Source organism: Klebsiella oxytoca NBRC 105695, assembly GCF_001598695.1.
Classification (GTDB): domain Bacteria; phylum Pseudomonadota; class Gammaproteobacteria; order Enterobacterales; family Enterobacteriaceae; genus Klebsiella; species Klebsiella oxytoca.
Map to the genome: position 1 here is coordinate 75188 of NZ_BCZK01000019.1, position 24598 is coordinate 99785.

The 24598-nt window shown below is 54.7% G+C and carries 24 protein-coding genes and 2 tRNA genes; 11 read left to right on the forward strand and 15 right to left on the reverse strand.

What is annotated here, in order from left to right:
- Positions 1–26: 26 nt before the first annotated feature.
- Both KO1_RS24330 and KO1_RS24335 read left to right on the forward strand, forming a co-directional pair.
- A complete protein-coding gene (locus KO1_RS24330) occupies positions 27–1025 on the forward strand; it encodes an amidohydrolase family protein (RefSeq protein WP_004116967.1) in 999 nt (332 codons plus the stop codon).
- Positions 1026–1086: 61 nt separating this feature from the next.
- Entirely contained in the window at positions 1087–1809 is a 723-nt protein-coding gene (locus KO1_RS24335; protein ID WP_024274878.1) for a DUF554 domain-containing protein, read from the forward strand.
- Positions 1810–1843: 34 nt separating this feature from the next.
- On the opposite strand, the gene KO1_RS24340 is transcribed toward KO1_RS24335, so the two are convergent.
- A complete protein-coding gene (locus tag KO1_RS24340; protein ID WP_004107628.1) occupies positions 1844–2629 on the reverse strand; it encodes a GntR family transcriptional regulator in 786 nt (261 codons plus the stop codon).
- 220 nt (positions 2630–2849) lie between these two features.
- Here KO1_RS24340 and KO1_RS24345 point away from each other — a divergent pair, with 220 nt between their 5' ends.
- From KO1_RS24345 to KO1_RS24355, 3 genes are read left to right on the forward strand one after another with little or no spacing between them, the layout of a single operon-like run.
- Positions 2850–3866, forward strand: coding sequence for an ADP-ribosylglycohydrolase family protein (locus KO1_RS24345; protein ID WP_004107627.1), 1017 nt, complete (start codon positions 2850–2852; stop codon positions 3864–3866).
- Positions 3867–3884: 18 nt separating this feature from the next.
- Positions 3885–5300, forward strand: coding sequence for a purine-cytosine permease family protein (locus tag KO1_RS24350; protein WP_016808202.1), 1416 nt, complete (start codon positions 3885–3887; stop codon positions 5298–5300).
- Positions 5284–6246: a PfkB family carbohydrate kinase gene (locus tag KO1_RS24355; protein WP_023329096.1), complete on the forward strand. Its 963-nt coding sequence runs from the start codon at positions 5284–5286 to the stop codon at positions 6244–6246. The genes KO1_RS24350 and KO1_RS24355 overlap by 17 nt, the downstream gene beginning before the upstream one ends.
- 3 nt (positions 6247–6249) lie before the next feature.
- Here the strand turns inward: KO1_RS24355 and rep are convergent, their stop codons facing one another.
- The 4 genes from rep to KO1_RS24375 form a co-directional block, all read right to left on the reverse strand.
- Complete coding sequence (gene rep / locus KO1_RS24360) at positions 6250–8268, reverse strand: DNA helicase Rep (protein WP_004107621.1); 2019 nt, start codon at positions 8266–8268, stop codon at positions 6250–6252.
- 102 nt (positions 8269–8370) lie between these two features.
- Positions 8371–9099 carry a nicotinamide riboside transporter PnuC gene (gene pnuC / locus KO1_RS24365; protein WP_017145186.1) on the reverse strand — a complete coding sequence of 243 codons (729 nt, stop codon included), beginning with the start codon at positions 9097–9099 and terminating at the stop codon, positions 8371–8373.
- A complete protein-coding gene (locus KO1_RS24370; RefSeq protein WP_004107619.1) occupies positions 9099–9848 on the reverse strand; it encodes a nucleoside phosphorylase in 750 nt (249 codons plus the stop codon). The genes pnuC and KO1_RS24370 overlap by 1 nt, the downstream gene beginning before the upstream one ends.
- 25 nt (positions 9849–9873) lie before the next feature.
- Entirely contained in the window at positions 9874–10578 is a 705-nt protein-coding gene (locus KO1_RS24375; RefSeq protein ID WP_004107618.1) for a Crp/Fnr family transcriptional regulator, read from the reverse strand.
- 193 nt (positions 10579–10771) lie between these two features.
- Here KO1_RS24375 and ppiC (KO1_RS24380) point away from each other — a divergent pair, with 193 nt between their 5' ends.
- A complete protein-coding gene (gene ppiC, locus KO1_RS24380) occupies positions 10772–11053 on the forward strand; it encodes a peptidylprolyl isomerase PpiC (protein WP_016808199.1) in 282 nt (93 codons plus the stop codon).
- A gap of 52 nt (positions 11054–11105) precedes the next feature.
- The gene (gene ppiC / locus KO1_RS24385) at positions 11106–11387 is read left to right on the forward strand and encodes a peptidylprolyl isomerase PpiC (protein WP_004107616.1); all 282 of its coding nucleotides are present in this window, start codon (positions 11106–11108) and stop codon (positions 11385–11387) included.
- Between the two features lie 168 nt (positions 11388–11555).
- Here ppiC (KO1_RS24385) and ilvC read toward each other — a convergent pair whose 3' ends face one another.
- The gene (ilvC, locus tag KO1_RS24390) at positions 11556–13031 is read right to left on the reverse strand and encodes a ketol-acid reductoisomerase (protein WP_024274875.1); all 1476 of its coding nucleotides are present in this window, start codon (positions 13029–13031) and stop codon (positions 11556–11558) included.
- 153 nt (positions 13032–13184) lie between these two features.
- Here ilvC and ilvY point away from each other — a divergent pair, with 153 nt between their 5' ends.
- Together ilvY and KO1_RS24400 are read left to right on the forward strand one after the other, a co-directional pair.
- A complete protein-coding gene (ilvY, locus tag KO1_RS24395) occupies positions 13185–14075 on the forward strand; it encodes an HTH-type transcriptional activator IlvY (protein ID WP_004107613.1) in 891 nt (296 codons plus the stop codon).
- A 9-nt stretch (positions 14076–14084) separates the two neighbouring features.
- Positions 14085–14474, forward strand: coding sequence for a hypothetical protein (locus KO1_RS24400; protein ID WP_004107609.1), 390 nt, complete (start codon positions 14085–14087; stop codon positions 14472–14474).
- A gap of 69 nt (positions 14475–14543) precedes the next feature.
- On the opposite strand, the gene ilvA is transcribed toward KO1_RS24400, so the two are convergent.
- The 6 genes from ilvA to ilvL all read right to left on the reverse strand — a co-directional run bounded on the left by ilvA (position 14544) and on the right by ilvL (position 21087).
- A complete protein-coding gene (gene ilvA, locus KO1_RS24405) occupies positions 14544–16088 on the reverse strand; it encodes a threonine ammonia-lyase, biosynthetic (RefSeq protein ID WP_024274874.1) in 1545 nt (514 codons plus the stop codon).
- A 2-nt stretch (positions 16089–16090) separates the two neighbouring features.
- Positions 16091–17941: a dihydroxy-acid dehydratase gene (gene ilvD / locus KO1_RS24410; protein ID WP_004107602.1), complete on the reverse strand. Its 1851-nt coding sequence runs from the start codon at positions 17939–17941 to the stop codon at positions 16091–16093.
- Positions 17942–18002: 61 nt separating this feature from the next.
- Positions 18003–18932 carry a branched-chain-amino-acid transaminase gene (gene ilvE / locus KO1_RS24415; protein ID WP_004107600.1) on the reverse strand — a complete coding sequence of 310 codons (930 nt, stop codon included), beginning with the start codon at positions 18930–18932 and terminating at the stop codon, positions 18003–18005.
- Between the two features lie 16 nt (positions 18933–18948).
- Complete coding sequence (ilvM, locus tag KO1_RS24420) at positions 18949–19206, reverse strand: acetolactate synthase 2 small subunit (RefSeq protein WP_004107599.1); 258 nt, start codon at positions 19204–19206, stop codon at positions 18949–18951.
- A complete protein-coding gene (gene ilvG / locus KO1_RS24425) occupies positions 19203–20849 on the reverse strand; it encodes an acetolactate synthase 2 catalytic subunit (RefSeq protein ID WP_064407149.1) in 1647 nt (548 codons plus the stop codon). Before ilvG ends, ilvM begins: the two co-directional genes overlap by 4 nt.
- A 139-nt stretch (positions 20850–20988) precedes the next feature.
- Positions 20989–21087: an ilv operon leader peptide gene (ilvL, locus tag KO1_RS27705; protein ID WP_001311244.1), complete on the reverse strand. Its 99-nt coding sequence runs from the start codon at positions 21085–21087 to the stop codon at positions 20989–20991.
- A gap of 350 nt (positions 21088–21437) precedes the next feature.
- On the opposite strand from ilvL, the gene KO1_RS24430 reads away from it, so the two are divergent.
- Positions 21438–22958: a YifB family Mg chelatase-like AAA ATPase gene (locus tag KO1_RS24430; RefSeq protein ID WP_024274872.1), complete on the forward strand. Its 1521-nt coding sequence runs from the start codon at positions 21438–21440 to the stop codon at positions 22956–22958.
- A 23-nt stretch (positions 22959–22981) separates the two neighbouring features.
- Here KO1_RS24430 and KO1_RS24435 read toward each other — a convergent pair whose 3' ends face one another.
- Positions 22982–23320 (reverse strand): MaoP family protein, encoded by a 339-nt coding sequence (locus tag KO1_RS24435; RefSeq protein WP_004097464.1) that lies wholly within the window; start codon positions 23318–23320, stop codon positions 22982–22984.
- Between the two features lie 118 nt (positions 23321–23438).
- Between KO1_RS24435 and hdfR the strand changes: the two genes are divergently transcribed.
- Positions 23439–24260, forward strand: a complete 822-nt coding sequence (gene hdfR, locus KO1_RS24440; protein ID WP_024274871.1) for an HTH-type transcriptional regulator HdfR — start codon at positions 23439–23441, stop codon at positions 24258–24260.
- Positions 24261–24342: 82 nt separating this feature from the next.
- Here hdfR and KO1_RS24445 read toward each other — a convergent pair.
- Positions 24343–24418, reverse strand: a tRNA-Trp gene (locus KO1_RS24445).
- 54 nt (positions 24419–24472) lie between these two features.
- Positions 24473–24549, reverse strand: a tRNA-Asp gene (locus tag KO1_RS24450).
- Between the last annotated feature and the right edge of the window lie 49 nt (positions 24550–24598).

Here is a 24598-nt window from a genome sequence, read left to right on the forward strand (position 1 = left end):
ATTAAAACCAAATAGAGGAATAGAGTATGCGTGGAAAAATCGCGTTAGAAGAACACGTTTCAACACCTAAAAACAACAGCCTTTGGGACTCTACTGGTGAAGCCTCAAGAAACGGTTCAGAATATATGATGGACGTTGAGCGCCGCTTATTAGATCGTAGCTATCAACTGGATGAAATGGCCCAGAGAAATATCGACCATGTTATTCTTTCTCTAACTTCCCCTGGCGCCCAATCTATTTTGGATAAAGCCACAGCCGTATCTTTTGCGCGCGAAACCAACGACTACATCATCGAGAATTATGTTAAACCTAATCCGGATAAATTTAGCGCATTCGCTACTCTGGCACTACAAAACCCCGAAGCTGCGGCCGAAGAACTGGAGCGTGCGGTAAAAAAATTGGGCATGAAAGGCGCGCTGATTAACGGTTACACCAACGTCAAGGATAACGAGCACGGTCTGTACCTGGATGATGAATCAATGCTGGTATTCTGGGATAAAGTCAACGAACTGAACGTTCCCGTTTATCTGCATCCGCGTGAGCCCTTAGAAGGCCCGGCGCGCGGCATCTACACCGGTTATGAAAGCCTGATCGGATCCGCCTGGGGCTTTGCCCAGGAAACCGCGGTTCATGCGATTCGCCTGATGATGAGCGGGTTGTTCGATCGCTATCCCAATCTGAATCTGGTGTTGGGTCACTTAGGCGAAGGCCTGGTTCATATGCTGCCACGCACCCAACACCGTCTCTATCGTCAGCGTTTCGGCTGCGGTCTGGGCAAAGCAGAAAAACCGTTAATGCACTATTTGCAGAATAACTTTATCGTCACCACCAGCGGCCATTTTAATACCTACTCTCTGCAAAATGCGCTAGCTATTATGGGTCCGGATCGCGTGATGTTCTCCGTCGATTATCCGTATGAAGATATTCATCAGGCCTGTGATTGGTTCGATCCTCTGGAAATGGATAGTGAACTGAAGAATAAAATCGCCTGGGGTAATGCCAGCCGCGTATTTAACATTAAATAATTCCATCCTGTATTAATGAAAGGGCCTGACAACAGGCCCTTTCAATTATGGAGAATATATCATGCCGGTAGGAATCTTTGTTTGCAGTGGCTCGCTACTTGTCGGCGCAATTTTTGGCGCATCACTCAATCGATTTATTCCCGAACATTTAAAAAAGACCTTACCTTTAATCGCCGGGTTAATTTCTATTAGCATGGGCGTGTTTTTTCTCAATAAGCTGATGAATCTCCCGCCCATTGCCCTGGCTGTCATCATCGGCACCATTATCGGTAGCCTGCTGCATATCGAAAAAGTTATCGAAAATGCTGGTATAAAGCTTCGGGGCCCCGTTGAGAAAGTATTTCCCGGCAAAGGCAGTGCCGATATTGATCCCCAGGATTTCACTAATCAGTTTATCGCCGTACTGATCCTGTTTTGCGCCAGCGGAACCGGTATTTTTGGCGCATTAACCGAAGGTATGACAGGAGATGCGACCATACTGCTCACCAAATCCATTCTCGACTTTTTCACCGCAGCTATTTTTGCCTCCGCGCTGGGGTACATCATCGCCGTTATCTTTGTGCCCCAGCTTATTGTATTCGCGATCCTCTTCTTCGCCGCCAGCGTTATTATGGCGTTAATCACCCCTACAATGATCGCGGATTTTACTGCCTGCGGCGGCATCATCATGCTGGCAACGGGCTTTCGACTCTGCGGGATTCGCGCTTTTCCGACGGCGAACATGCTGCCATCGCTACTGCTGGTGATGCCCTTCTCCGCCGCCTGGCAACAGTTGATCGCCTGAACGCTATGCTACCAGCATCGCCCGGATGCTGGTGTTACGCGTCTTTTTTGTGAGCGCTGCCCGGTTTGCCGCCAGACGCAGACTGGAGTTTCACCCGGAAATCAAAGTTAAAGTAATTGCTCAGGCAAAATGCAGTACCGTACTCAAGCACCTCTCCCTGAGCATTACGACTTTTCAGCGTAATTTTCATCAATGGCACGCCTTGCGGCAGGTCGAGCAAATTCAGTTCTTCGCCGGAAGGGATATGTACCGTGAGTGAGTAGTCCTGGAGATCGGGAAAAATATTATTTTCAGCCCAGTGCGCGTACAGCGACCCTTCAAGCAGATCCGGACGGGGTAAAAAACGCTCGGGAATAAACATGGTTTCGATGGAGACCGGAAGCGCATCGACTAAACGCACGCGTTTTATTTTCGCCACCCGATCGCCGACGGCGATCTCCAGTTCACGAGCCAAAAAATCATCCGCCGCCAGTTTTTCCCTCACCAGCCATCGGTTAGATACCGTCCCCGAATTTTGCAGCTGGGCAGAAAATCCCCCGCTGGCAAGGTTATAGCTTACCGGCAAATTGACCTCCGTACCCTTTCCGTGACGCTTAATCACCAGCCCGGCTTCCAGCAGGGCATCCAGCGCCTTCACCACCGTCACGCGCGATAGCTCAAGCGTCTGCGACATTTTACGTTCTGAGGGCAAAATACTGCCGTGCGTCAGCAGCCGCTCCGTCATTGCCGCTTCAATGGCTTGTTTAAGTTGAATATAAAGCGGCGCGGGGGCCTCTGCATTCAGACGCCCTTTTATATACTCAAGCAACGGTTGCGACATCGTTTCGTGGCCTTCCGGAATTTAGTAGCAGTGGATTTATCCTAGTGGATCCATACTGGAATTAGTAGCCCCATCATAACGTCTCCCCGCCCTTTTGAGCGCCGCATTTTTCTTGCAGAATGCGCCTGCGATCACAGCATGACCATAAAGGACTTTAACTGGACTTAATCTGGATCTATTTTTAGGATAACTTTTATTCACTTGTTTCCGGGAGTCGACGATGTCTGATATTCGCCCTACTAATACCGCCGAAAGCCGCATCCTTGGCTGTCTTTACGGGCAAGCCATCGGTGATGCGATGGGCATGCCTTCCGAACTGTGGCCTAAACGCCGCATTATCAATCACTTTGGTTGGATTGAACGCTTCCTTCCTGGACCGAAAGAGAATATTGCGGCCTGCGAATTTCACGCCGCAGAGTTTACCGATGACACCCATCAGTGCATCGCACTAATGGATGCCCTGAATGATACCAACGGTGTGACCGATCCACTGGCTATTGCCAGGCATATTCTGCTATGGGCCAGACGCTGCCAGGCTTTTGAAAAAAATATTCTCGGCCCAACCTCGAAGGCCTCCCTGCTGGCGCTTGAACAGGGGCAAGCGCTCGATGAGATCGCGGCCAACGGCGTGACCAACGGTGCGGCAATGCGCGTGGCGCCCATGGGCTGTCTGCTGCCGACCCGGAATAAGGCATTTTTCATTGAGCAAGTTCGCCTCTCCTGCCTGCCGACGCACAAATCAGATATCGCCATCGCCGGCGCGGTAGTTATCGCCTGGGCGATCAGTCGCGCCATTGAAGGAGCCGGATGGCTGTTAATTAAAACGGAGCTGGCATCGCTCGCCAATGAAACCCAGCGCCAGTATGAGTCCACTTTTAGTCCACTTCTCGGTAACCGAATTAATCTCGCGCTGACCACGATCGCCAGCGAAACCGACCATCTGACAGGAATTGAACGTATTTATGAGGATATCGGCGCCGGAATGGATATTATCGAGTCTGTCCCCGCGGCGATTGCGCTGGTCGAGCTGGCAAAAACGCAGCCTATGAAATGCGCTATGCTGGCGGCCAATTTAGGCGGCGACACCGACACGATAGGCGCGATGGCAACCGCCATCTGCGGCGCGCTTCATGGCATAGAGGCGTTTCCTGAGGAACATATCCAACAGATTAATCGGGCCAATAGCATAGACTTCGCGCCTTACGCACAGCGGCTTGCAGGATACCGCTTCGCTTAATTGACAGAGGGCATCAATATGGACAGCAAAGCTTCATACGATGGAAATATCCAGACAGCAGATCCCGGAATGGCGGAGTTGGGGATTGATCTGGTCCCCCCGGTCCACCAGACCCAAAAACCGATCCAGCTATTTTTCGTCTGGTGCGCCGCAAACATCGGCATTCTTGGCGTCGTTTACGGCGCAGTCATTGTATCGTTCGGCCTCTCCTTCTGGCAGTCGATTCTTGCCGCCGTGGCGGGCGTCGCCTCCTTTGCGCTGGTCGGCGTCACCAGTATCGCCGGAAAAATCGGCCGCACCACGACGCTGACGCTTTCACGCGTCATTTTTGGCAAGCGCGGCAACATTGCACCTACCAGCTTCTGCTGGGTAAACCTGATGGGCTGGGAGTCGGTCAATATCATTACCGGTACGCTCACCCTCGTTGCGCTGTTTGCCGCCATGGGTTTTGAAGAGAGCCTGACCACCACCGCGCTGTCGCTTTTTCTGTTTGGCGGCCTGACCGTGCTGGTTAGCGTGCTCGGCCAAAATGCCGTGCTGATGATGCAAAAGTGGATCACCCGCATCTTTGGCGCCATGACGCTGCTGGTCGTCATTTATCTGCTCTTCACCGCGGACTGGCAGGCCATACTCGCGCTGCCGTCAGGTAGCTGGCTGACGGGCTTTCTACCGGCGGTCTCTATTATTGCCGCGGGCACCGGCATCAGCTGGGCGATCGCCGGCGCCGACTATAGCCGCGATCAGCGCCCTGACTCCGGCGAAAAGGGGATTTTCCTCGCCGTTGTCAGCGGCGCAGCCCTTCCCCTGCTGCTGCTAATGCTGACCGGAATACTGCTCACCGCCCAAATCCCCGATCTGGCCTCCAGCGAAAACCCCATTTCAGCGATCGGTAAACTGCTGCCTTCATGGATGGCAATCCCCTATCTAGCTGCAGCTACCGCCGGGGTTGTGACTATCGCCGTGCTGAGTCTCTATTCCGCCAGCCTTAACCTGCTAAGCATGGGAATTAAACTGCAGCAGCGTTCCGCCGTAGCCATTGATGCCGTGCTGGTTCTGGGGATCGCCCTCTACGTGCTGTTTGTCTCGAAAGATTTTCTCGGGCCGTTCATCGCGTTTCTGATTTTCTGCGGCGTATTTCTTGCCGCCTGGGCCGCCATCTTTATGGTCGATTTTTATCGGATGCGCCGCCGTGTCGGCTATTCTGAAGCTGATTTGTTCAGAGAAAGCGGTGCCAACCGTACCGCGCTGGGCTGCTGGATTGTCGGCGCGCTGGCGGGGTTGATGGTCTCTAAAACCGGGTTTATCGACGGACCTTTCGCGGTCGGCATTTTCGCGGACTCCAGCCTCGGGTTATTCGTCTCTTTTATTCTGAGCCTGGTGCTCTATCTTGTCTTCGGACCAAAAAAGGGGGACAGCCGTGACAATCAGCGCTGACCAGCTATCGCCGCGGCGGCCGATCGTGGTGATCGGCGCCGCTTTTGGCGACATAATTCTCCATCTCGATGCGCTGCCGCAAAGCGGTAGCGATGTCCCCGCGCGCGACGGCGGACGGCAGATTGGCGGCTGCGCGTTTAACGTCGCCCGTGCGCTCTCGCGCCTCGAGTTGTTTCCCGTTAACGCCATACCGGTAGGCAATGGCGACTGGGGGCAGGCCGTTGCGCAAAAAATGGCGCTGGAAAACTTGCCCGTCCTCTTGCGTCACCCCACCCACGATAACGGCTGGTGTCTGGCTCTTGTTGAAGCCGACAAAGAGCGGACGTTTATCACCATTGAGGGCTGCGAACAGCACTGGACTGATGAACTATTAGCGCAAATACCGCTGCCGAATGACGCGATTATTTACGTCTCGGGCTACGAACTGGCCAGCGAAGCGCTGCGCCAGTGGCTCCTTGCCCAGGCAGAAGATAAAACGCTGTTTGTCGATTTTGGCCCACGCCTGGGCGATCTGGATATTCGCTTTATTCAGGCGCTGCTGCGCAAACGCCCCGTTCTCACCCTTAATCGCGATGAACTTAGGGTGCTATGCGCGCGTTTATACGATCGGGATGGCGCCACGCTTGACGACGCCACTCGGCTCGCCAGCGACTGGCAGCTACGAGCAATTTGTCGGTTTGATAAGGATGGCGCGTGGGTGGTTGAACCTGACGCGCAACCGCAGCATATTCCGGCCTACCGTGTACAGGTTCACGACACGATTGCCGCAGGAGACAGCCACTGTGCCGGTACTATCGCCGGGCTGGCCTGCGGGATGGATCTGCAGCAGGCAACGCGGCTGGGCAATCAAGTGGCGGCCATTGTTGTCAGCAAACCTGGTTCAGACGGCGCTCCGAATCGCGAAGAGCTACGCCAGTTCCAGCGTCGAGAGGGCAACGGCCGCTAGCCGCTATTTACGCGCTTTCGCCAGCATCGCCCGGATGTTGGCGACGTTCGCTTGCCCTTTATGCATGCGCTCTTCCGGCGAAATAACTTTGCGCTCCTGCTCCCAAATCAGATCATCCTGCGGCAGTTCCAGCAGAAAACGGCTCGGCTCTGGCCGCACCAGTTCGCCGTACTGACGGCGCTCTTTGCACAGGGTAAAAGTCAGCTCTTTCTGCGCGCGGGTGATACCAACGTAGGCAAGGCGACGCTCTTCATCGACGTTGTCTTCATCAATGCTGCTCTGGTGCGGCAGCAGCCCCTCTTCCATACCAACCAGATAGACGTAGGGAAACTCCAGCCCCTTTGATGCGTGAAGCGTCATTAGCTGCACCTGATCCGTCTCCTCATCCGACTCGCCGCGCTCCATCATGTCGCGGAGGGTAAAGCGGGTAACGACCTGGGTAAGCGTCATCGGTTCGTCGATCTCGCTGCCTTCGAGCATTTCGGTCATCCACGTGAACAGCGTATTGACGTTTTTCATCCGCATCTCGGCGGCTTTCGGGCTGGGCGAGGTCTCATAAAGCCAGGATTCATAATCCACGCCGCGGATCAGATCGCGGACAGCCGCAATCGGCTCGCGCTCGGAAAGCTGTTGAATCTCACGCAGCCAGTGGGTGAAGCGGGTCAAAGACTCGTAGCCGCGTCCGCTCAGCGTCTGGGTCAAACCCATATCGAAGCTGGCGGTAAACATGCTTTTATTGCGTCCCATCGCCCATTCGCCCAGCTTTTTCAGGGTCGCCGAACCGATCTCGCGCTTTGGCGTATTGACGATACGCATGAAGGCGCTGTCATCATCAGGGTTAGTCAGCACGCGCAGATAGGCCAGTAGGTCTTTAATTTCCGGGCGGGAAAAGAACGACGTGCCGCCGGAAATTTTGTACGGGATGCGGTTCTGCATCAGCATCTTTTCAAAAACCCGCGACTGATGGTTGCCGCGATACAAGATCGCGTAATCCTTATAGGCGGTTTTATTAATAAAGTGATGAGCGATAAGTTCACCGGCAACGCGCTCCGCCTCATGGTCTTCGTTATTGGCGGAGAGCACCTTCAGCTCTACGCCATAGCCCAGTTCGGAAAACAGGCGCTTCTCGAAAACGTGCGGATTATTGGCGATCAGGATGTTCGCCGCCTTCAGGATGCGCCCTGATGAGCGATAGTTTTGCTCCAGCTTGATCACCTGCAGCGCCGGGAAATCCTGGCTTAGCAGTACCAGATTCTGCGGCCGCGCGCCGCGCCAGGAGTAGATCGACTGATCGTCATCGCCGACCACGGTAAAGCGCGCCCGCTGTCCCACCAGCAGTTTTACCAGCTCGTACTGGCTGGTATTGGTGTCCTGGTATTCATCCACCAGCAGATAACGGATCTTATTCTGCCAGCGTTCCCGCACCTCTTCGTTACGCTGCAGCAGCAGCGTTGGCAGGAGGATCAGATCGTCGAAATCGAGTACGTTGCAGGCTTTCATGTGCGCATCGTACAGGCCGTAGCAGTGAGCGAAGATCCGCTCCCGCTCCCCCTTCGCGCCGGCGGCGGCCTGAGAAGGTGTTTTCAGATCGTTTTTCCAGTTGGAGATCGTGGAGATCAGCTGCTGAAGCACCACTTTATCGTCTTCGATCAGCCCCTCGGTGAGCTCTTTTAACAGCGCGACCTGGTCGGTATCGTCGAACAGCGAGAAGTTTGATTTCATCCCTAACGCGGCGTATTCGCGCTTGATAATGTCCAGCCCCAGCGTGTGGAAGGTGGAAATCATCAGCCCGCGCGCCTCTTTGCGCCCCAGCGTTTGCCCGACGCGCTCTTTCATTTCGCGCGCCGCCTTATTGGTAAAGGTGACTGCCGCAATATGGCGCGCCTGATAGCCGCAGCCGCGGATCAGGTGGGCGATTTTATTGGTAATAACGCGGGTCTTACCGGAACCGGCACCCGCCAGCACCAGGCACGGTCCGGTAACGAATTCGACGGCTTGTTGTTGGCCAGGGTTTAAACGCATGGGAGTCTTTTGCTCAATCTTCGAACGGGGTGGGGATTGTAGCAGAAAGAGGGGCACAGAGAGCAACAGGCTGCCCTTTCAGGCAGCCTGTAAATCGCTAAATCAGGATCCGGCGGCGGCAAGCGGCGCATAGCCATTACGCTGCGCGCTCTTGATCCAGCTGTATGAGCCCATGACCGCGATAGCCGTCAGCAGAACATACTCAAGCGACATTGCGTAAACGCCCTGTACCGCGTAGATAACCACGCTAATCACGTCGATAACGACCCACAGCAGCCAGTTTTCGACAAACTTACGCGTCATCAGTACCATGGCGGCAATTGACAACACCAGCATGGTGGAATCCCAGAACGGGAAGGCGTCGGGCTGGAGGTCGGGCATCGCCACCTGCATGCCGAACGTTTGCAGCAGGGCAATCATGATGCGGGTCAGCATCGCAAACACCGGATCGATAAACAGCGTCATCAGCACGATCGCCACCGCGCAAACGGCGCCCAGCGCCAGCGTTTGCTGACGGGAAAGCCAGCGAACCTTGAGCGTAGCTTCCTGCGCCTCGTTTTGCCGGCTCCATGCGTACCAGCCGTAAATGTTGGCGGCGAAGAAAAATACCTGCAGCAGCAGGCTGGCATAGAGCTGAATCTGGAAGAAAATGGCCGCAAACAGCGTGACGTTAATCAGGCCAAACAGATAATTGATGATTTTTTCCCGGCTTGCGCACCAGATGCACAGCAGGCCGAATACGGTACCGATGGCTTCAATCCACGATAGCGCATAGCCGCCTTCGCCGAGAGGAATATTGACCATCACATTGTTAATGCTAAAAAAGTCCATCATAAACCTCCTTGCTGGCTAGCGGAATAAATGGCGCGCAGCGCCAGAGTAATTTGCCGTTCTTCGCCCTGCTGGCACAGAGCCTCCTGCTGAACATAATCATTGATACTGCTATCCAGGCAACCGTTGTGGGCAACCACTACGTTGAGCAATGAGGCTGTACGTAACCCGCGCAGCGCGCCGATGGTCATCAGGGCGGCGCTTTCCATATCCGCCCCCAGAATGCCAAGCGCCGACCACTGTGCATCCAGCTCCGCCTCGCGATCGGTATAAAAACTGTCATGGCTGCGCACCAGTCCGCACGCGGCGGGGATATTCATTTGCCGCGCCTGCGCCATCAGCTCCCAGGTCAGCTGCGGGTCGGCGCAGGCCGGATAGCCTGCCGGCGCATAGGTTCGGCTGGTGCCGTCATCCATAACCGCGCCGTGGGCGATAATTACGTCGCCGAGCGCAAGATTATCCTGCAGGGCGCCGCAGCTGCCGATACGAATCAGGGTCGTAACGCCGATCTGGCGCAGCTCTTCAATGGCGATCGCAGTGGAGGGGCCGCCGATTCCGGTGGAGAGCACCAAAATTTCCACGCCCTGATACCAGCCGCGTGCGGCGCGAAACTCCCGGTTCTGACCGAGCGGCTCGGGATTATCAAGAAAACTGACGATACGGTCGACCCTCTGGGGGTCGCCCGGCAGCAGCGCGTACCGCGCGCCGGTCATCTCTTTGTTTAACTGGATATGGGGTTGCAGCGACATACTCGCGCCTCCTTCACTCTTGCGGTTATCCGATATCAGCCTCCTGTTTAAGTTTTTCAGGAGCTAACAACACAATGCGTTCACCATCGGTATCAATAATTTGTAGCGCTTTCAGATCATGCAAAATACGGTTAATACTGCGGGTCGTCGCCGCAAATTCCTGGCTGAGATTCTGCTTATCCAGCAAGATTTCATTGGCGCCATCCTGCTGATAACGCAGCCATAGGGCCTGGCACACCCGCTGATGCAACGAATAAAGATTGTCGCTGCTGGCCTTTTTCGACAGCTGGTAATATTGCTGGCTAAAGAAGCGCAGCATCCGCTGGTTAAAATGGTTATCTAACGCCAGCCAGCGGCAGAAATATTCCTGTGACAGGCTGAGAAGCTGCACATGTCCCACCGCCGCCACCGAGCAGATGTACTGACGCGACTCAAAGATCTCGAGCTCGCCCACCATATCGCCTTTTCGGTAGCGGGCCTGGCGATAGCGGCGCCCATCTTCAGCCTCGTAGAAAACATCCACCTCACCGGCGATAATCAGCGAAAAGCGCTGACACACCTCCCCCTGTCGACAGATAAAATCGCCGCGCGGGATCTCTTCGAAGCGCCAGCGCTGCATGATCTCGAGGGGACAATATTTTAGTAATTCATAGAGCTGTGGATCGCTCACGATCTCACTCAGCCCCGAAAGCCAGCCAACTGAAAATTCAGGTTTTTTCATTGTATCCATGTTATCTCGCTCCAGGACTATAAGGACAGGACGGCTGTCCCTGACCAGAGGGAATACGCCGGATAAAAGTGTTGCTCATCTCCCGCTTCCGTTTATCAGGCGAGACATCTGTCCCGCGATGGCGAAGAGTATAGGTCCACGGCTAAAGCGGGTGGTAAAGTAACGGGATATCTTTGCGACTGAGAACACCATAATGGCAAAAAGCGCAGCAGCCCTGCACATCCTGGTTAAAGAAGAGAAACTGGCGCACGAGATCCTCGCCAAACTGGAACGTGGCGTCAGCTTCGATCACCTGGCAAAGCGCTATTCGAAATGTCCATCAGGACGCAACGGCGGCGATCTTGGGGAGTTTAATCAAGGCGTTATGGTCGGGCCGTTTGATAAAGCGGTCTTCAGCTGCCCGCTGCTCAAGCCATATGGACCGGTCAAAACCAAGTTCGGCTACCACATCATTAAGGTGCTCTATCGCCGCTAGCCCATGCTACTATTGCGCCCTGATTTATCCCCCATTCACTCAAGGTACGATCATGGCAAAAACGGCAGCAGCACTGCATATCCTGGTTAAAGAAGAGAAGCTGGCACTGGATCTTCTGGAGCAAATTAAAAACGGCGCCGATTTCGGCAAACTGGCGAAGAAGCACTCGATCTGCCCGTCAGGCAAACGCGGCGGCGATTTAGGTGAATTCCGCCAGGGTCAGATGGTGCCGGCGTTTGATAAAGTCGTCTTCTCCTGCCCGGAGCTGGAGCCAACCGGCCCGCTGCACACTCAGTTTGGTTATCACATCATCAAGGTGCTGTACCGCAAATAAAAAAACCGGTGTCTTATTTGCACCGGTTTTTTATCTCACAGCTTTCCCCTAAGGATTTCAGCTTGCAGGAAGGCGGCAAGTGAGTACAGCCCCAGTCACATAGATAACTATGTGACTGGGGTGTACGAACGCAGCCAACGCATCTGCAAGTTGAAAGGCGACGGGGAATTAGCCCGCTACCGCAATACGTTTCATATCGGTCATATAGCCGCGCAGTTTCTTACCAACCTGCTCGATAGCGTGGCTGCGAATAGCTTCGTTCACGTCGCGCAGCTGAGCGTTATCTACCGCGCCTTCGGCAATCGCTTTGCCCAGGTCGCCGGTCTGCAGGGTAGTCATGAACTCTTTCAGCAGCGGTACGCAAGCGTAAGAGAACAGGTAGTTACCGTATTCTGCGGTATCGGAGATAACCACGTTCATTTCGTACAGGCGCTTACGGGCGATGGTGTTGGCGATCAGCGGCAGCTCGTGCAGCGATTCATAGTAAGCTGACTCTTCGATGATGCCGGAATCGACCATGGTTTCGAACGCCAGCTCAACGCCTGCTTTCACCATCGCGATCATCAGAACGCCTTTATCGAAGTACTCCTGCTCGCCGATTTTACCTTCAAACTGCGGCGCGGTTTCGAACGCGGTTTTACCGGTCTCTTCACGCCAGGTCAGCAGTTTTTTATCGTCGTTGGCCCAGTCAGCCATCATACCGGAGGAGAATTCACCGGAGATGATGTCATCCATATGTTTCTGGAACAGCGGCGCCATAATTTCTTTCAGCTGTTCGGACAGCGCGTAAGCACGCAGCTTAGCCGGATTAGACAGGCGATCCATCATCAGGGTGATACCGCCCTGCTTCAGCGCTTCGGTGATGGTTTCCCAGCCGAACTGAATCAGTTTCTCAGCGTATGCCGGGTCGGTACCTTCTTCCACCAGCTTGTCGAAGCACAGCAGAGAGCCAGCCTGCAGCATACCGCACAGAATGGTCTGTTCGCCCATCAGGTCGGATTTCACTTCCGCCACGAAGGAAGACTCAAGAACGCCCGCACGGTGACCGCCGGTGGCCGCAGCCCAGGCTTTAGCGATGGCCATGCCTTCGCCTTTCGGATCGTTTTCCGGGTGAACCGCGATCAGAGTCGGTACGCCAAAACCACGTTTGTACTCTTCGCGCACTTCGGTACCCGGACACTTCGGCGCTACCATCACAACGGTGATATCCTTACGGATCTGCTCACCCACTTCCACGATGTTGAAACCGTGAGAGTAGCCCAGCGCCGCGCCGTCTTTCATCAGCGGCTGAACGGAACGCACAACGTCAGAGTGCTGCTTGTCCGGCGTCAGGTTAACCACCAGGTCAGCCTGCGGGATCAGCTCTTCGTAGGTACCCACTTTGAAGCCGTTTTCGGTCGCTTTACGCCACGATGCGCGCTTCTCGGCGATCGCTTCTTTACGCAGCGCATAGGAGATATCGAGACCGGAGTCGCGCATGTTCAGGCCCTGGTTCAGACCCTGAGCGCCACAGCCGACGATGACCACTTTTTTACCCTGAAGGTAGCTTGCGCCATCGGCGAATTCGTCGCGACTCATAAAGCGACATTTGCCCAGCTGCGCCAGCTGCTGGCGCAGGTTCAGTGTATTAAAGTAGTTAGCCATGGTGATACCTCGTGATGTTGTGTGTCTTATTTTGTTCGGTTCGCGGTTCAGCGAGAATGTACCCACATTACAACAGGAAATTTATTGCGGAAATTGATATATTCACAACGTCACGTTGCAATTTCTGCAATGTAAAATCGTGGAGTGCCGCCGGTGGATTTACGCGATCTAAAAACCTTCCTGCATCTGGCGGAAAGCCGCCATTTTGGCCGCAGCGCGCGGGCAATGCACGTCAGCCCTTCCACACTGTCCCGGCAAATTCAGCGCCTGGAAGAAGACCTCGGGCAGCCGCTGTTTGTCCGCGATAACCGCACGGTGACGCTTACCGAAGCGGGAGAAGAGCTACGAACGTTTGCCCAGCAGACGCTGCTGCAGTATCAGCAGCTGCGCCACACTATCGATCAGCAAGGGCCGTCGCTGTCGGGGGAGCTGCATATCTTCTGCTCGGTAACCGCCGCCTACAGCCACCTGCCTCCCATACTCGATCGCTTTCGCGCCGAGCACCCTTCGGTGGAAATTAAGCTCACCACCGGCGATGCCGCCGATGCGATGGAGAAAGTGGTGACGGGTGAAGCCGATCTGGCAATAGCCGGTAAGCCAGAAACGCTTCCCGGCGCGGTGGCCTTCGCAATGCTGGAAAATCTGGCGGTGGTGCTAATCGCCCCGGCGCTGCCTTGTCCGGTTCGCAACCAGGTCTCGGTGGAGAAGCCTGACTGGGCAACGGTACCCTTTATCATGGCCGACCAGGGCCCCGTGCGCCGCCGCATTGAGCTGTGGTTTCGTCGCCATAAAATCAGTAATCCATCAATTTACGCGACGGTGGGCGGACATGAAGCCATGGTATCCATGGTGGCGCTCGGCTGCGGCGTCGCGCTGCTGCCGGAAGTGGTGCTGGAAAATAGCCCGGAGCCGGTGCGCAATCGCGTAATGATTCTGGAGCGTAGCGACGAAAAAACCCCTTTTGAGCTGGGCGTCTGCGCGCCCAAAAAGCGACTGCATGAACCGCTGATTAATGCGTTCTGGGAAATCGTTCAAACAAAATAAGGAGATAACATGCGTTCAGGGACGTTGCTATTAACCATTGCCATGGTGTTATGTTGTACCGTCCAGGCAAAACCGAAGGGCATTACCGTGCTGGATATCAAACATCTGGCGCTTCAGCAATGCCTGGTGGCGAATTACAAAGCCCGAACGCCTGAAGGCGCGCGATCGGCCCCGTCGCAGGATGCGTCATTTATGATTGAGAGATACGCCCTGGATAATGCCGGCGTGTGGAAGGCATTTCAGACGTTCGTCGCCAAAGAGACGAAAGATTTTGATCGGCTAACGATGTCATTACACCCTGACCATGCTCAGACTGCCAATAACGTGCTGGCGCAATGCATGAACTTTTATGAATCGGACAAGCTGGATAAGTATGTACGTGGGACGGTGATGAAGTAACCCATGCTGCCATTTATATCATTCTGACAGATGACCGGAAGAGGCGGTTTCTTCCGGTCATCATAATAACTACCCCGCCAGGAAGAACCGGAACGCCGGGTTATGGGTTTCATCGTGGCAGTCGTAGCCCAGCTCATGCAGGCGGGTTTCAAAATCAGGCTCGTGATCGCCCAGTTCGAATGCCGCCAGCACGCGGCCATAATCGGTACCGTGACTGCGGTAGTGGAACAGTGAAATATTCCAGTGGGTACCCAGCGTATGCAGGAACTTCAGCAGGGCGCCGGGCGATTCCGGGAACTCGAAGCTGAACAAACGTTCCTGCAACGGCTGCGAAGGTCGCCCGCCGACCATGTAGCGTACGTGTAGCTTGGCCATTTCGTCGTCGGAGAGATCCACCACGCTGTAGCCCCCTTCATGCAGCAGATTGAGGATCTCTTTCCGCTCTTCCAGACCGCGACTCAGGCGCACACCGACAAAAATGCAGGCATTCTTTGCATCGGCGAAGCGGTAGTTAAACTCGGTCACCGACCGGCCACCCAGCAGCTGGCAGAACTTGAGGAAGCTGCCCTTCTCTTCAGGAATGGTGACCGCCAGCAGCGCTTCACGTTGTTCTCCCAGTTCGCAGCGTTCGGAAACGTAGCGCAGACCGTGGAAGTTGACGTTCGCACCGGAAAGCACGTGCGCCAGGCGTTCGCCGCGAATATTATGCTGAGCGATATATTTTTTCATTCCCGCCAGCGCTAGCGCGCCGGAAGGTTCTGCTACCGCACGCACGTCTTCAAACAGGTCTTTCATCGCCGCGCAGATGGCATCGCTATCAACGGTGACGATGTCGTCGAGATACTCCTGACAGAGACGGAAAGTCTCATCACCGATACGTTTAACCGCCACGCCTTCGGCAAATAGCCCCACGCGGGGTAAATCAACCGGATGGCCCGCATCCAGGGCGGCTTTCAGACAGGCAGAATCCTCAGCTTCAACCGCAATGACCTTAATCTGCGGCATGAGCTGTTTGATCAGCACCGCCACGCCCGCCGCGAGACCTCCGCCGCCAACCGGTACGAATACGCGGTCGATATGGGCATCCTGCTGCAGCAGCTCCAGCGCCAGCGTCCCCTGCCCGGCAATCACCATCGGATGGTCGAAAGGCGGTACCCAGGTGAATCCCTGCTGCTGCGCCAGCTCAATAGCTTTGGCTTTGGCTTCATCGAAGTTCGCGCCGTGCAGCAGCACTTCACCACCGAAGCCGCGCACCGCATCGACCTTGATATCCGCGGTGGCGGTTGGCATGACGATCAGCGCCTTCACGCCCAGGCGAGAGGCGGAGAAAGCCACGCCCTGCGCATGATTACCCGCCGAAGCGGTGATCACGCCGTGCGATTTTTGCTCTTCCGTCAGCCCGGCCATCATCGCGTACGCCCCGCGCAGCTTAAAGCTGTGCACCGGCTGACGATCTTCACGCTTCACCAGCACAACGTTATCGAGGCGCGACGAGAGCTTTTCCATTTTTTGCAGCGGCGTAATCTGCGCGGCTTCGTACACCGGCGCGCGCAGTACGGCTCTGAGGTATTCCGCCCCCTCAGGGGCGGCGGACAGGGGTTGCGACTCGGCCATCATTAACCCCCAAGTTTCGATTTATCGCGCACCGCGCCTTTGTCGGCGCTGGTTGCCAGGCTGGCGTAGGCGCGAAGGGCAAAGGAAACCTGACGCTCGCGATCTTTCGGCGTCCAGGCTTTATCACCGCGTGCTTCCTGAGCTTCACGGCGCGCCGCGATCTCAGCATCGCTCAGCTGCAGCTGAATACCGCGATTTGGGATATCAATGGCGATCATGTCGCCATCTTCAATGATCGCGATATTGCCGCCGCTGGCGGCTTCCGGAGAAACGTGACCGATGGAGAGGCCTGAAGTACCGCCGGAGAAGCGACCGTCGGTTATCAGCGCGCAGGCTTTACCCAGCCCCATGGATTTCAGGAAGGTGGTCGGATAGAGCATTTCCTGCATCCCCGGTCCGCCTTTCGGACCTTCATAGCGAATAACTACCACATCACCCGCAACCACTTTACCGCCGAGGATGGCATCCACGGCCGCGTCCTGGCTTTCGTAAACTTTAGCCGGGCCGGTGAATTTCAGGATACTATCGTCTACGCCAGCAGTTTTCACGATGCAGCCATTTTCGGCAAAGTTGCCGTACAGAACGGCCAGACCGCCGTCCTTGCTATAAGCGTGTTCCAGCGAGCGGATACAGCCTTCTGCGCGATCGTCATCCAGGCTGTCCCAGCGGCAATCCTGAGAGAAAGCCTGCGTCGTGCGGATACCCGCTGGCCCGGCGCGGAACATCTTTTTAACCGCTTCATCCTGCGTGACGGTGATATCGTACTGCTCCAGCGTCTGCGGCAGGGTCAAACCTAGCACGTTCTTCACATCGCGGTTCAGCAGTCCGGCACGATCCAGCTCGCCTAAAATACCCAATACGCCGCCCGCGCGGTGCACGTCTTCCATATGATATTTCTGCGTACTTGGCGCCACCTTACACAGCTGCGGTACTTTGCGTGAAAGCTTATCGATATCGCTCATGGTGAAGTCGATTTCCGCCTCCTGCGCTGCCGCCAGCAGATGCAGGACGGTATTGGTGGAACCGCCCATGGCGATATCCAGCGTCATGGCGTTTTCAAACGCCGCTTTGCTGGCGATATTACGCGGCAGCGCAGAAGCGTCGTCCTGCTCGTAGTAACGCTTAGTCAGCTCGACGATACGCGAACCCGCATTGAGGAACAGCTGTTTACGATCGGCGTGAGTCGCCAGCAGCGAGCCGTTACCCGGCTGCGACAGGCCCAGCGCTTCGGTCAGGCAGTTCATGGAGTTGGCGGTGAACATCCCGGAACAGGAACCGCAGGTCGGGCAAGCGGAGCGTTCAACCTGATTACTCTGATCGTCAGAGACTTTCGGGTCAGCGCCCTGAATCATCGCATCGACCAGGTCGAGTTTAATGATTTGATCGGACAGTTTGGTTTTCCCGGCTTCCATAGGGCCACCGGAAACAAAAATTACCGGAATATTCAGGCGCAGAGACGCCATTAACATCCCGGGAGTGATTTTATCGCAGTTGGAGATACAGACCATCGCATCAGCACAGTGGGCGTTAACCATGTACTCCACCGAGTCAGCGATCAGTTCGCGGGATGGCAGTGAATAAAGCATACCCCCGTGCCCCATCGCGATCCCGTCATCCACCGCAATGGTGTTGAATTCTTTAGCGACGCCGCCAGCGGCTTCAATTTGCTCAGCAACCAGCTTGCCGAGATCGCGCAGGTGAACGTGCCCCGGCACGAACTGGGTGAAAGAGTTCACCACGGCGATAATCGGCTTACCGAAATCATCGTCGGTCATTCCAGTGGCGCGCCACAGCGCGCGGGCACCCGCCATATTACGGCCGTGAGTGGTTGTGGCGGAACGGTACTTAGGCATGCTTTAGTTACTCCCAGTGTCTGTTAAATGGGGCGTTGCGTGCCGCCCCATCTTTTTATACTTAGTTATTAACCTGATCCAACCAGCCCCATTTATCCTCGGTTTCACCGGTGAAGAGGCCAAAGAATGCTTGCTGAATGCGTTTGGTGACCGGGCCGCAGCGACCTTCGCCCACCTGAATACCATCAACGCTGCGCACCGGCGTAATCTCTGCAGCCGTGCCGGACATAAATACTTCGTCGGCCAGATACAGCGACTCACGAGACAATACCTGTTCGCGCACTTCCAGACCCAGTTCTTTCGCCAGTTTGATGATCGCGTCGCGGGTGATGCCCGGCAGCGCGGAGGAGGTGAACGGCGGGGTAAACAGCACGCCATCCTTCACTTCAAACAGGTTTTCACCGGCGCCTTCAGAGATATAGCCGTTCACGTCCAGCGCGATACCTTCCTGATAGCCATGACGACGCGCTTCGCTGCCGACCAGCAGCGAAGAGAGATAGTTACCGCCGGCTTTGGCCGCGGTCGGAATGGTGTTCGGCGCTGCGCGATTCCAGGAAGAAACCATCGCATCGATCCCCTGATCCAGAGCTTCGGCACCCAGGTAGGCGCCCCACGGGAACGCCGCGATGATCACGTCAGTGTTATAGCCCGGAGGCGGGTTGACGCCCATGCCCACGTCGCCGACAAAAACTAACGGGCGAATATAGGCGCTGGTCAGATTGTTTTTACGAATGACTTCACGGCAGGCTTCCATCAGCTCATCAACGCTTTGCGAAACCGGGAAACGATAAATTTTGGCTGAGTCATGCAGACGCTGCATATGTTCACGGTGACGGAACACAACCGGCCCCTTGTGAGAGTCGTAGCAACGGATGCCTTCAAATACGGAAGTCCCGTAGTGCAGCGCATGGGACATCACGTGAACTTTCGCCTCTCCCCACGGAACCATCTCGCCATTGAACCAAATGTAATCAGCTTTTTTCGTCGTCATTATTCTTCCTTTGCGCTCAGGCGCGAATTTGTTGTGATGTAGGTTGCTGGATCTCGACGCAGGCGACGTCCACCAGTTTGCTTAATTGACTAAACAGTAATTCGACGGGCCGCTGGCTGGCAACGGTCAGTTCGATATTAATATTCCGGGCATCGGCGGCGGTTTCCATATTCATCGCGCAAATCTGGAACCCGCGATGACGCACGACGCGCAGCACGCGTTCTAAGGTTTCTGGATTAAAGCGAGCCTGCAAGGCGACCTGATGTTGCATCATGATAATTTCTCCAGCATTTCTGCATTACTGGCACCGGGCGGCACCAACGGCCAGACGTTCTCAAGTTCGTCGATTGAGACATGAAGCAGGTAAGGCCCCTGGCTCGAAAGCATGGTGTCGAGTGCCGCTTCAACCTGGTCTTTACGGGTGATGTGTTGACCAGAAATGCCGAAGGCGCTGGCCAGAGTAAGAAAATCGGGATTATCGGTAAGGGTGGTTTCGCTATAACGTTCCTGGAAAAACAGCTGCTGCCATTGTCGAACCATTCCTAAACGCTGGTTATCCAGTAACACTATCTTCAGCGGCAACTGCTTGCGTTTTACGGTGCCCAGCTCCTGCACGTTCATCATGAAGGAGCCGTCACCGGAGATACAGATTACCGTATCATCAGGACGGGCCACCTGCGCGCCCACTGCTGCCGGCAGGCCAAAGCCCATGGTCCCTAATCCACTGGAAGTGATGAAATTCTCCGGACGCGTATAGGTCATATGCTGCGCTGACCACATCTGATGCTGGCCCACATCGGTGGTCACGACGCAATCTGCTGGTTTGCGCTCGGAAAGTTGCTTCAGCAGCAATGGAGCATAGATGGCCTCGCCCGGATGATCGTAGCGCCACGCGTGCTCGGCGCGCAGCTGAGCATTACGTTGACGCCAGGCGTCGATGGACAGCGGCTGTTGCAACGCCGGCAGCATCACGTTCAAGTCGCCAGTCAGGCCAATATGCGCCTGACGGAGCTTGTTCAGTTCTGCCGGATCGATATCCATATGGATAACTTTGGCGTGCGGGGCGAACGTATTCAGCTTGCCGGTCACGCGATCGTCAAAGCGAGCGCCTACGGCAATCAACAGATCGCACTCCTGCACCGCCAGATTGGCCGCTTTAGTTCCATGCATCCCCAGCATGCCCAGATAGTATGGATAATCAGCTGCCACCACGCCCAGCCCTTTCAGGGTAGACGTTGCCGGCATCTGCGTGACGGCAAGAAATTCACGCAGCGCCGGTACCGCCTGCGCCATACCCACGCCGCCGCCAACGTAGAGCATCGGCTTCTGCGCCTGAGTCAACATCTGCAAAGCGTATTCGATATCCGCATATGGGAAGTCAACGTCATCGGCTACCATGGAGAAATGCGGATCGAGATCGCCCTGAGCCAGCTGGATGTCTTTGGGGATATCGACCAGTACCGGGCCGGGGCGCCCTGAGTTTGCCACATGGAATGCTTCGGCAATGACGCGCGGCAGCTCTTCCAGCGACTGCACCAGAAAACTATGCTTAGTGCATGCCAGCGATAAACCGAGAACATCCACTTCCTGGAATGCATCAGTACCAATGAACGGAGCGGCAACCTGGCCGGTGATGGCAACGACGGGAACGGAATCCAACAGCGCGTCGGCGAGGCCGGTAATCAGGTTGGTTGCGCCCGGTCCTGACGTCGCAATACATACGCCGGTTTTGCCAGTAGCCCGGGCATAGCCGATAGCCGCCATGGCTGCGCCTTGTTCATGCCGGCACAGTAAGTGTTCCACGCCGCCGTCATACAATGCATCGTAAACCGGCATAATTGCGCCACCCGGATAGCCAAAAACAGTATCGACACCCTGTGCTCGCAAAGCATGTACCACCCACCGCGCCCCATTCATAGTTACTTCCCCGTCGTAGATCGAGAGAAACAGAATTTTATGCTGCCAACCATCATCTGCTCCTCTTTTCTGTTTTTAAGTTATAAAAAAACCCCCGGACCTTTCGGTGCGGGGGTCTTAGTTCGTTAAGGCTTGTTTTTTAAGCCTTTCCTCGTCCAAGTGCAGCCCCGCACGGTGGGATAATAATCACCACCACGCTAATCACGACCAGGCTAATCACTCGTAGAAGGGCTGTCATTTTATGTTCTTTCTGGCTTCATGTTCGAAGGAATACCTAAAGAGGTACCACAGACATCGCATTAAATACAAGATTTTTTTATGACCCTATTTCTTACCTTGCTAACCATTTACGAAAAAACAATTGTTTTTAATAGGAAAAACAGGAAATGAAAATATTTCAATTTGTGGCGAGCGCCACAGCTTTTTCTCGCATCGCTGGCTGATAACAATGTTTTGCGAGTCTGTATCCGCAACGAGTGCAAAGCGGCAATTCACGGAAAATTGGCTGGAAGCGAACGCCTGAAATTTAAAATTGCTGAATTACCCGACAAAAAATCCCCGACATAATGCCGGCTCTCAGGAGGTTTTATGTCACTCGCCATTGTTTACACCCGCGCCGCTCTTGGGATCGGCGCCCCCCTTATCACAGTTGAAGTTCATATCAGCAACGGACTCCCTGGCCTGACGATGGTAGGGTTGCCTGAAACAACGGTCAGAGAAGCGCGTGACCGGGTACGTAGTGCGATTATCAACAGCGGCTACGCCTGGCCGGCGAAAAAAATCACCATCAATCTGGCGCCAGCCGATTTGCCAAAAGAAGGGGGAAGATATGATTTACCTATCGCTCTCGCGCTTCTGGTGGCCTCTGAGCAGCTAAATGCTCCCAGGCTAAATCAATACGAGTTTGTCGGCGAGCTGGCGCTTACAGGCGCTCTACGTGGCGTTCCTGGGGCTATATCCAGCGCGATGGAGGCGATAAGAGCGGGCAGAAAGATTATTGTCTCTCATGAGAATTCTCCTGAGGTGGGTTTAATCGGCGGCAGTGACTGTCTTATCGCCGCCCATCTTCAGGAGGTCTGCGCCTTTCTGGAGGGAAAAAACCCGCTAAATCATCCCATTCCGGAAGCGGAGAGCTCAGATGAGTCTTCATTAGACTTGCGCGAGGTTATTGGTCAGCAGCAAGGAAAGCGAGCGCTGGAAATTATCGCTGCAGGCGGACATAACCTGCTGATGATAGGCCCACCCGGCACAGGGAAAACGATGCTTGCGAGTCGGCTGCCTGGGCTACTACCGCCGCTGAGTAACCAGGAAGCGCTGGAAAGCGCGGCAATACTTAGCCTGGTCAATTCCAGTTATGCGATGAAAAACTGGCGCCGCAGGCCATTTCGAGCTCCGCATCATAGCGCGTCCCTGGCTGCGATGGTGGGTGGCGGCTCTATTCCAACACCGGGAGAGATCTCTCTCGCTCATAATGGCGTGCTGTTCCTGGATGAGCTGCCCGAATTTGAACGCAGGGTTCTGGATGCATTAAGAGAACCGATTGAATCCGGGGTAATCCATATCTCCCGCACGCGCGCGAAAATCGATTATCCCGCCCGTTTTCAGCTTATTGCAGCAATGAATCCCAGCCCCACGGGCCACTATCAGGGTCAGCATAATCGCGCATCTCCAGAACAGACGCTACGCTACCTGGCCCGTTTATCTGGCCCATTTCTTGACCGTTTCGATCTCTCACTGGAAATTCCTCTGCCGCCGCCGGGGGTGCTTAGCCGGGGAACAAACGAAGAAGAGAGCAGCGCCTGCGTACGCCAACGCGTTTTGGCTGCGCACGAAAGGCAACTGTCACGACAGAAAAAACTCAATGCAAATCTGGGGAATAATGAGATGAAAATCTGGTGCCAGCTTCATCAAGATGACGCAATCTGGCTGGAGCAGACGCTTACGCAACTGGGGCTCTCAATCCGGGCCTGGCAGCGCCTGCTTAAAGTTTCACGCACGATTGCCGATATTGAGAAGGTCGATCGTATTGAACGCCGTCATTTGCAGGAGGCTCTTGGCTATCGGGCAATAGACAGAATGTTGAGCCATCTGCAAAAAATGATGACGTAAAAAAAGGGCTTACGCCCTTTTTCTTAATCATCGCTTTCCGTGTAATCTTCCGTGCCTTCCACCTGCGGCTTGCCGCCGGAAAGAGTATGGAAACGCTTCGGACGCTTAATGCGCGCCATGTACTTGATCCAGACGCGTTCTGCTTCCGTTGCGGGCTCACGTTCACCACGGCAGACCGAAACAAACTGTTTTTCATCGTCGGTGACAGGCTCGCGTTTACCTAGTTCGAGTTCATTAAAGGCATAACCATGACGTTCCAGCAGTTGCGCCTCTTTGATGGTGAAATCTCCATGACGGGAAAACCCGCGCGGATAATTTTTATTGTCGAAAAAACGATTAGTTGTCGTAAAGCTTTCCGCCATCCTACACGCTCCTGATTCTTTGGCCGAGCTATTTATGGCGCGGAGTATTAGTTACGCTTGACAGAGCGTCAAACAAAACATTTAAATCATCACGACAAATAATTTTGCGGAGAAGAGTGTGGATACGGAATTGCTCAAGACTTTCCTCGAGGTGAGCAGAACTCGCCACTTTGGCCGAGCCGCAGAGGCGCTTTATCTGACGCAGTCAGCAGTTAGCTTTCGTATTCGTCAGCTGGAGAACCAGCTGGGGGTGAATCTTTTTACCCGCCATCGCAATAATATCCGCCTGACTTCAGCCGGAGAGAAACTGCTGCCTTATGCCGAAACCCTGATGAACACCTGGCAAGCTGCGCGCAAGGAGGTCGCAAATGCCTCCCGGCATAACGAATTTTCAATCGGAGCCAGCGCTTCGCTATGGGAATGCCTGCTTAACGAGTGGTTAGGAAAGCTCTATACAGAGCCCTATAACCTACAATTTGAGGCGCGAATCGCGCAGAGGCAATCGTTGGTCAAACAGCTGCACGAACGTCAGCTTGATCTACTGATCACGACAGAATCGCCGAAGATGGATGAACTAAGCAGCCAGTTGCTGGGTAATTTTACCTTAGCGCTTTATTGCGCCTCGCCGGCTAAAAATACAAATGAATTGAATTATTTGCGCCTGGAATGGGGTCCTGACTTTCAACAAAATGAAGCGGGATTGATCGGAAATGATGATATTCCTCTCCTGACCACCAGTTCTGCCGAATTAGCGTATCAGCAGCTCAGCGCGCTTAACGGCTGCACGTGGTTGCCTGTGCTCTGGGCGCAGGAAAAAAATAACCTGCATACTGTCACTGACAGCGTGACGCTTTCAAGGCCTCTTTATGCGATTTGGCTACAGAACAGCGATAAGCAAGCGCAAATCCGTGAGATCCTGAAGCACAGCATAGTAGAATAGGATGACTCCTCCAGGGACGGAGGATGAATGAAGGGAAATTTAAAGCAAAAAAAATCCTTTGCCTGAGCAAAGGATTATTATATGGCAGGGGCGGAGAGACTCGAACTCGCGACACCCGGTTTTGGAGACCGGTGCTCTACCAACTGAGCTACGCCCCTAAAGTTTCTTATCATTAAGCCTGCTTAATCAGCAGGCTTAATTTTTTTAATAAGTGGCGGAACGGACGGGACTCGAACCCGCGACCCCCTGCGTGACAGGCAGGTATTCTAACCGACTGAACTACCGCTCCACCGAATACTTCTGTAACCACCGGATTTATGCACCGGCTTACTACTTAA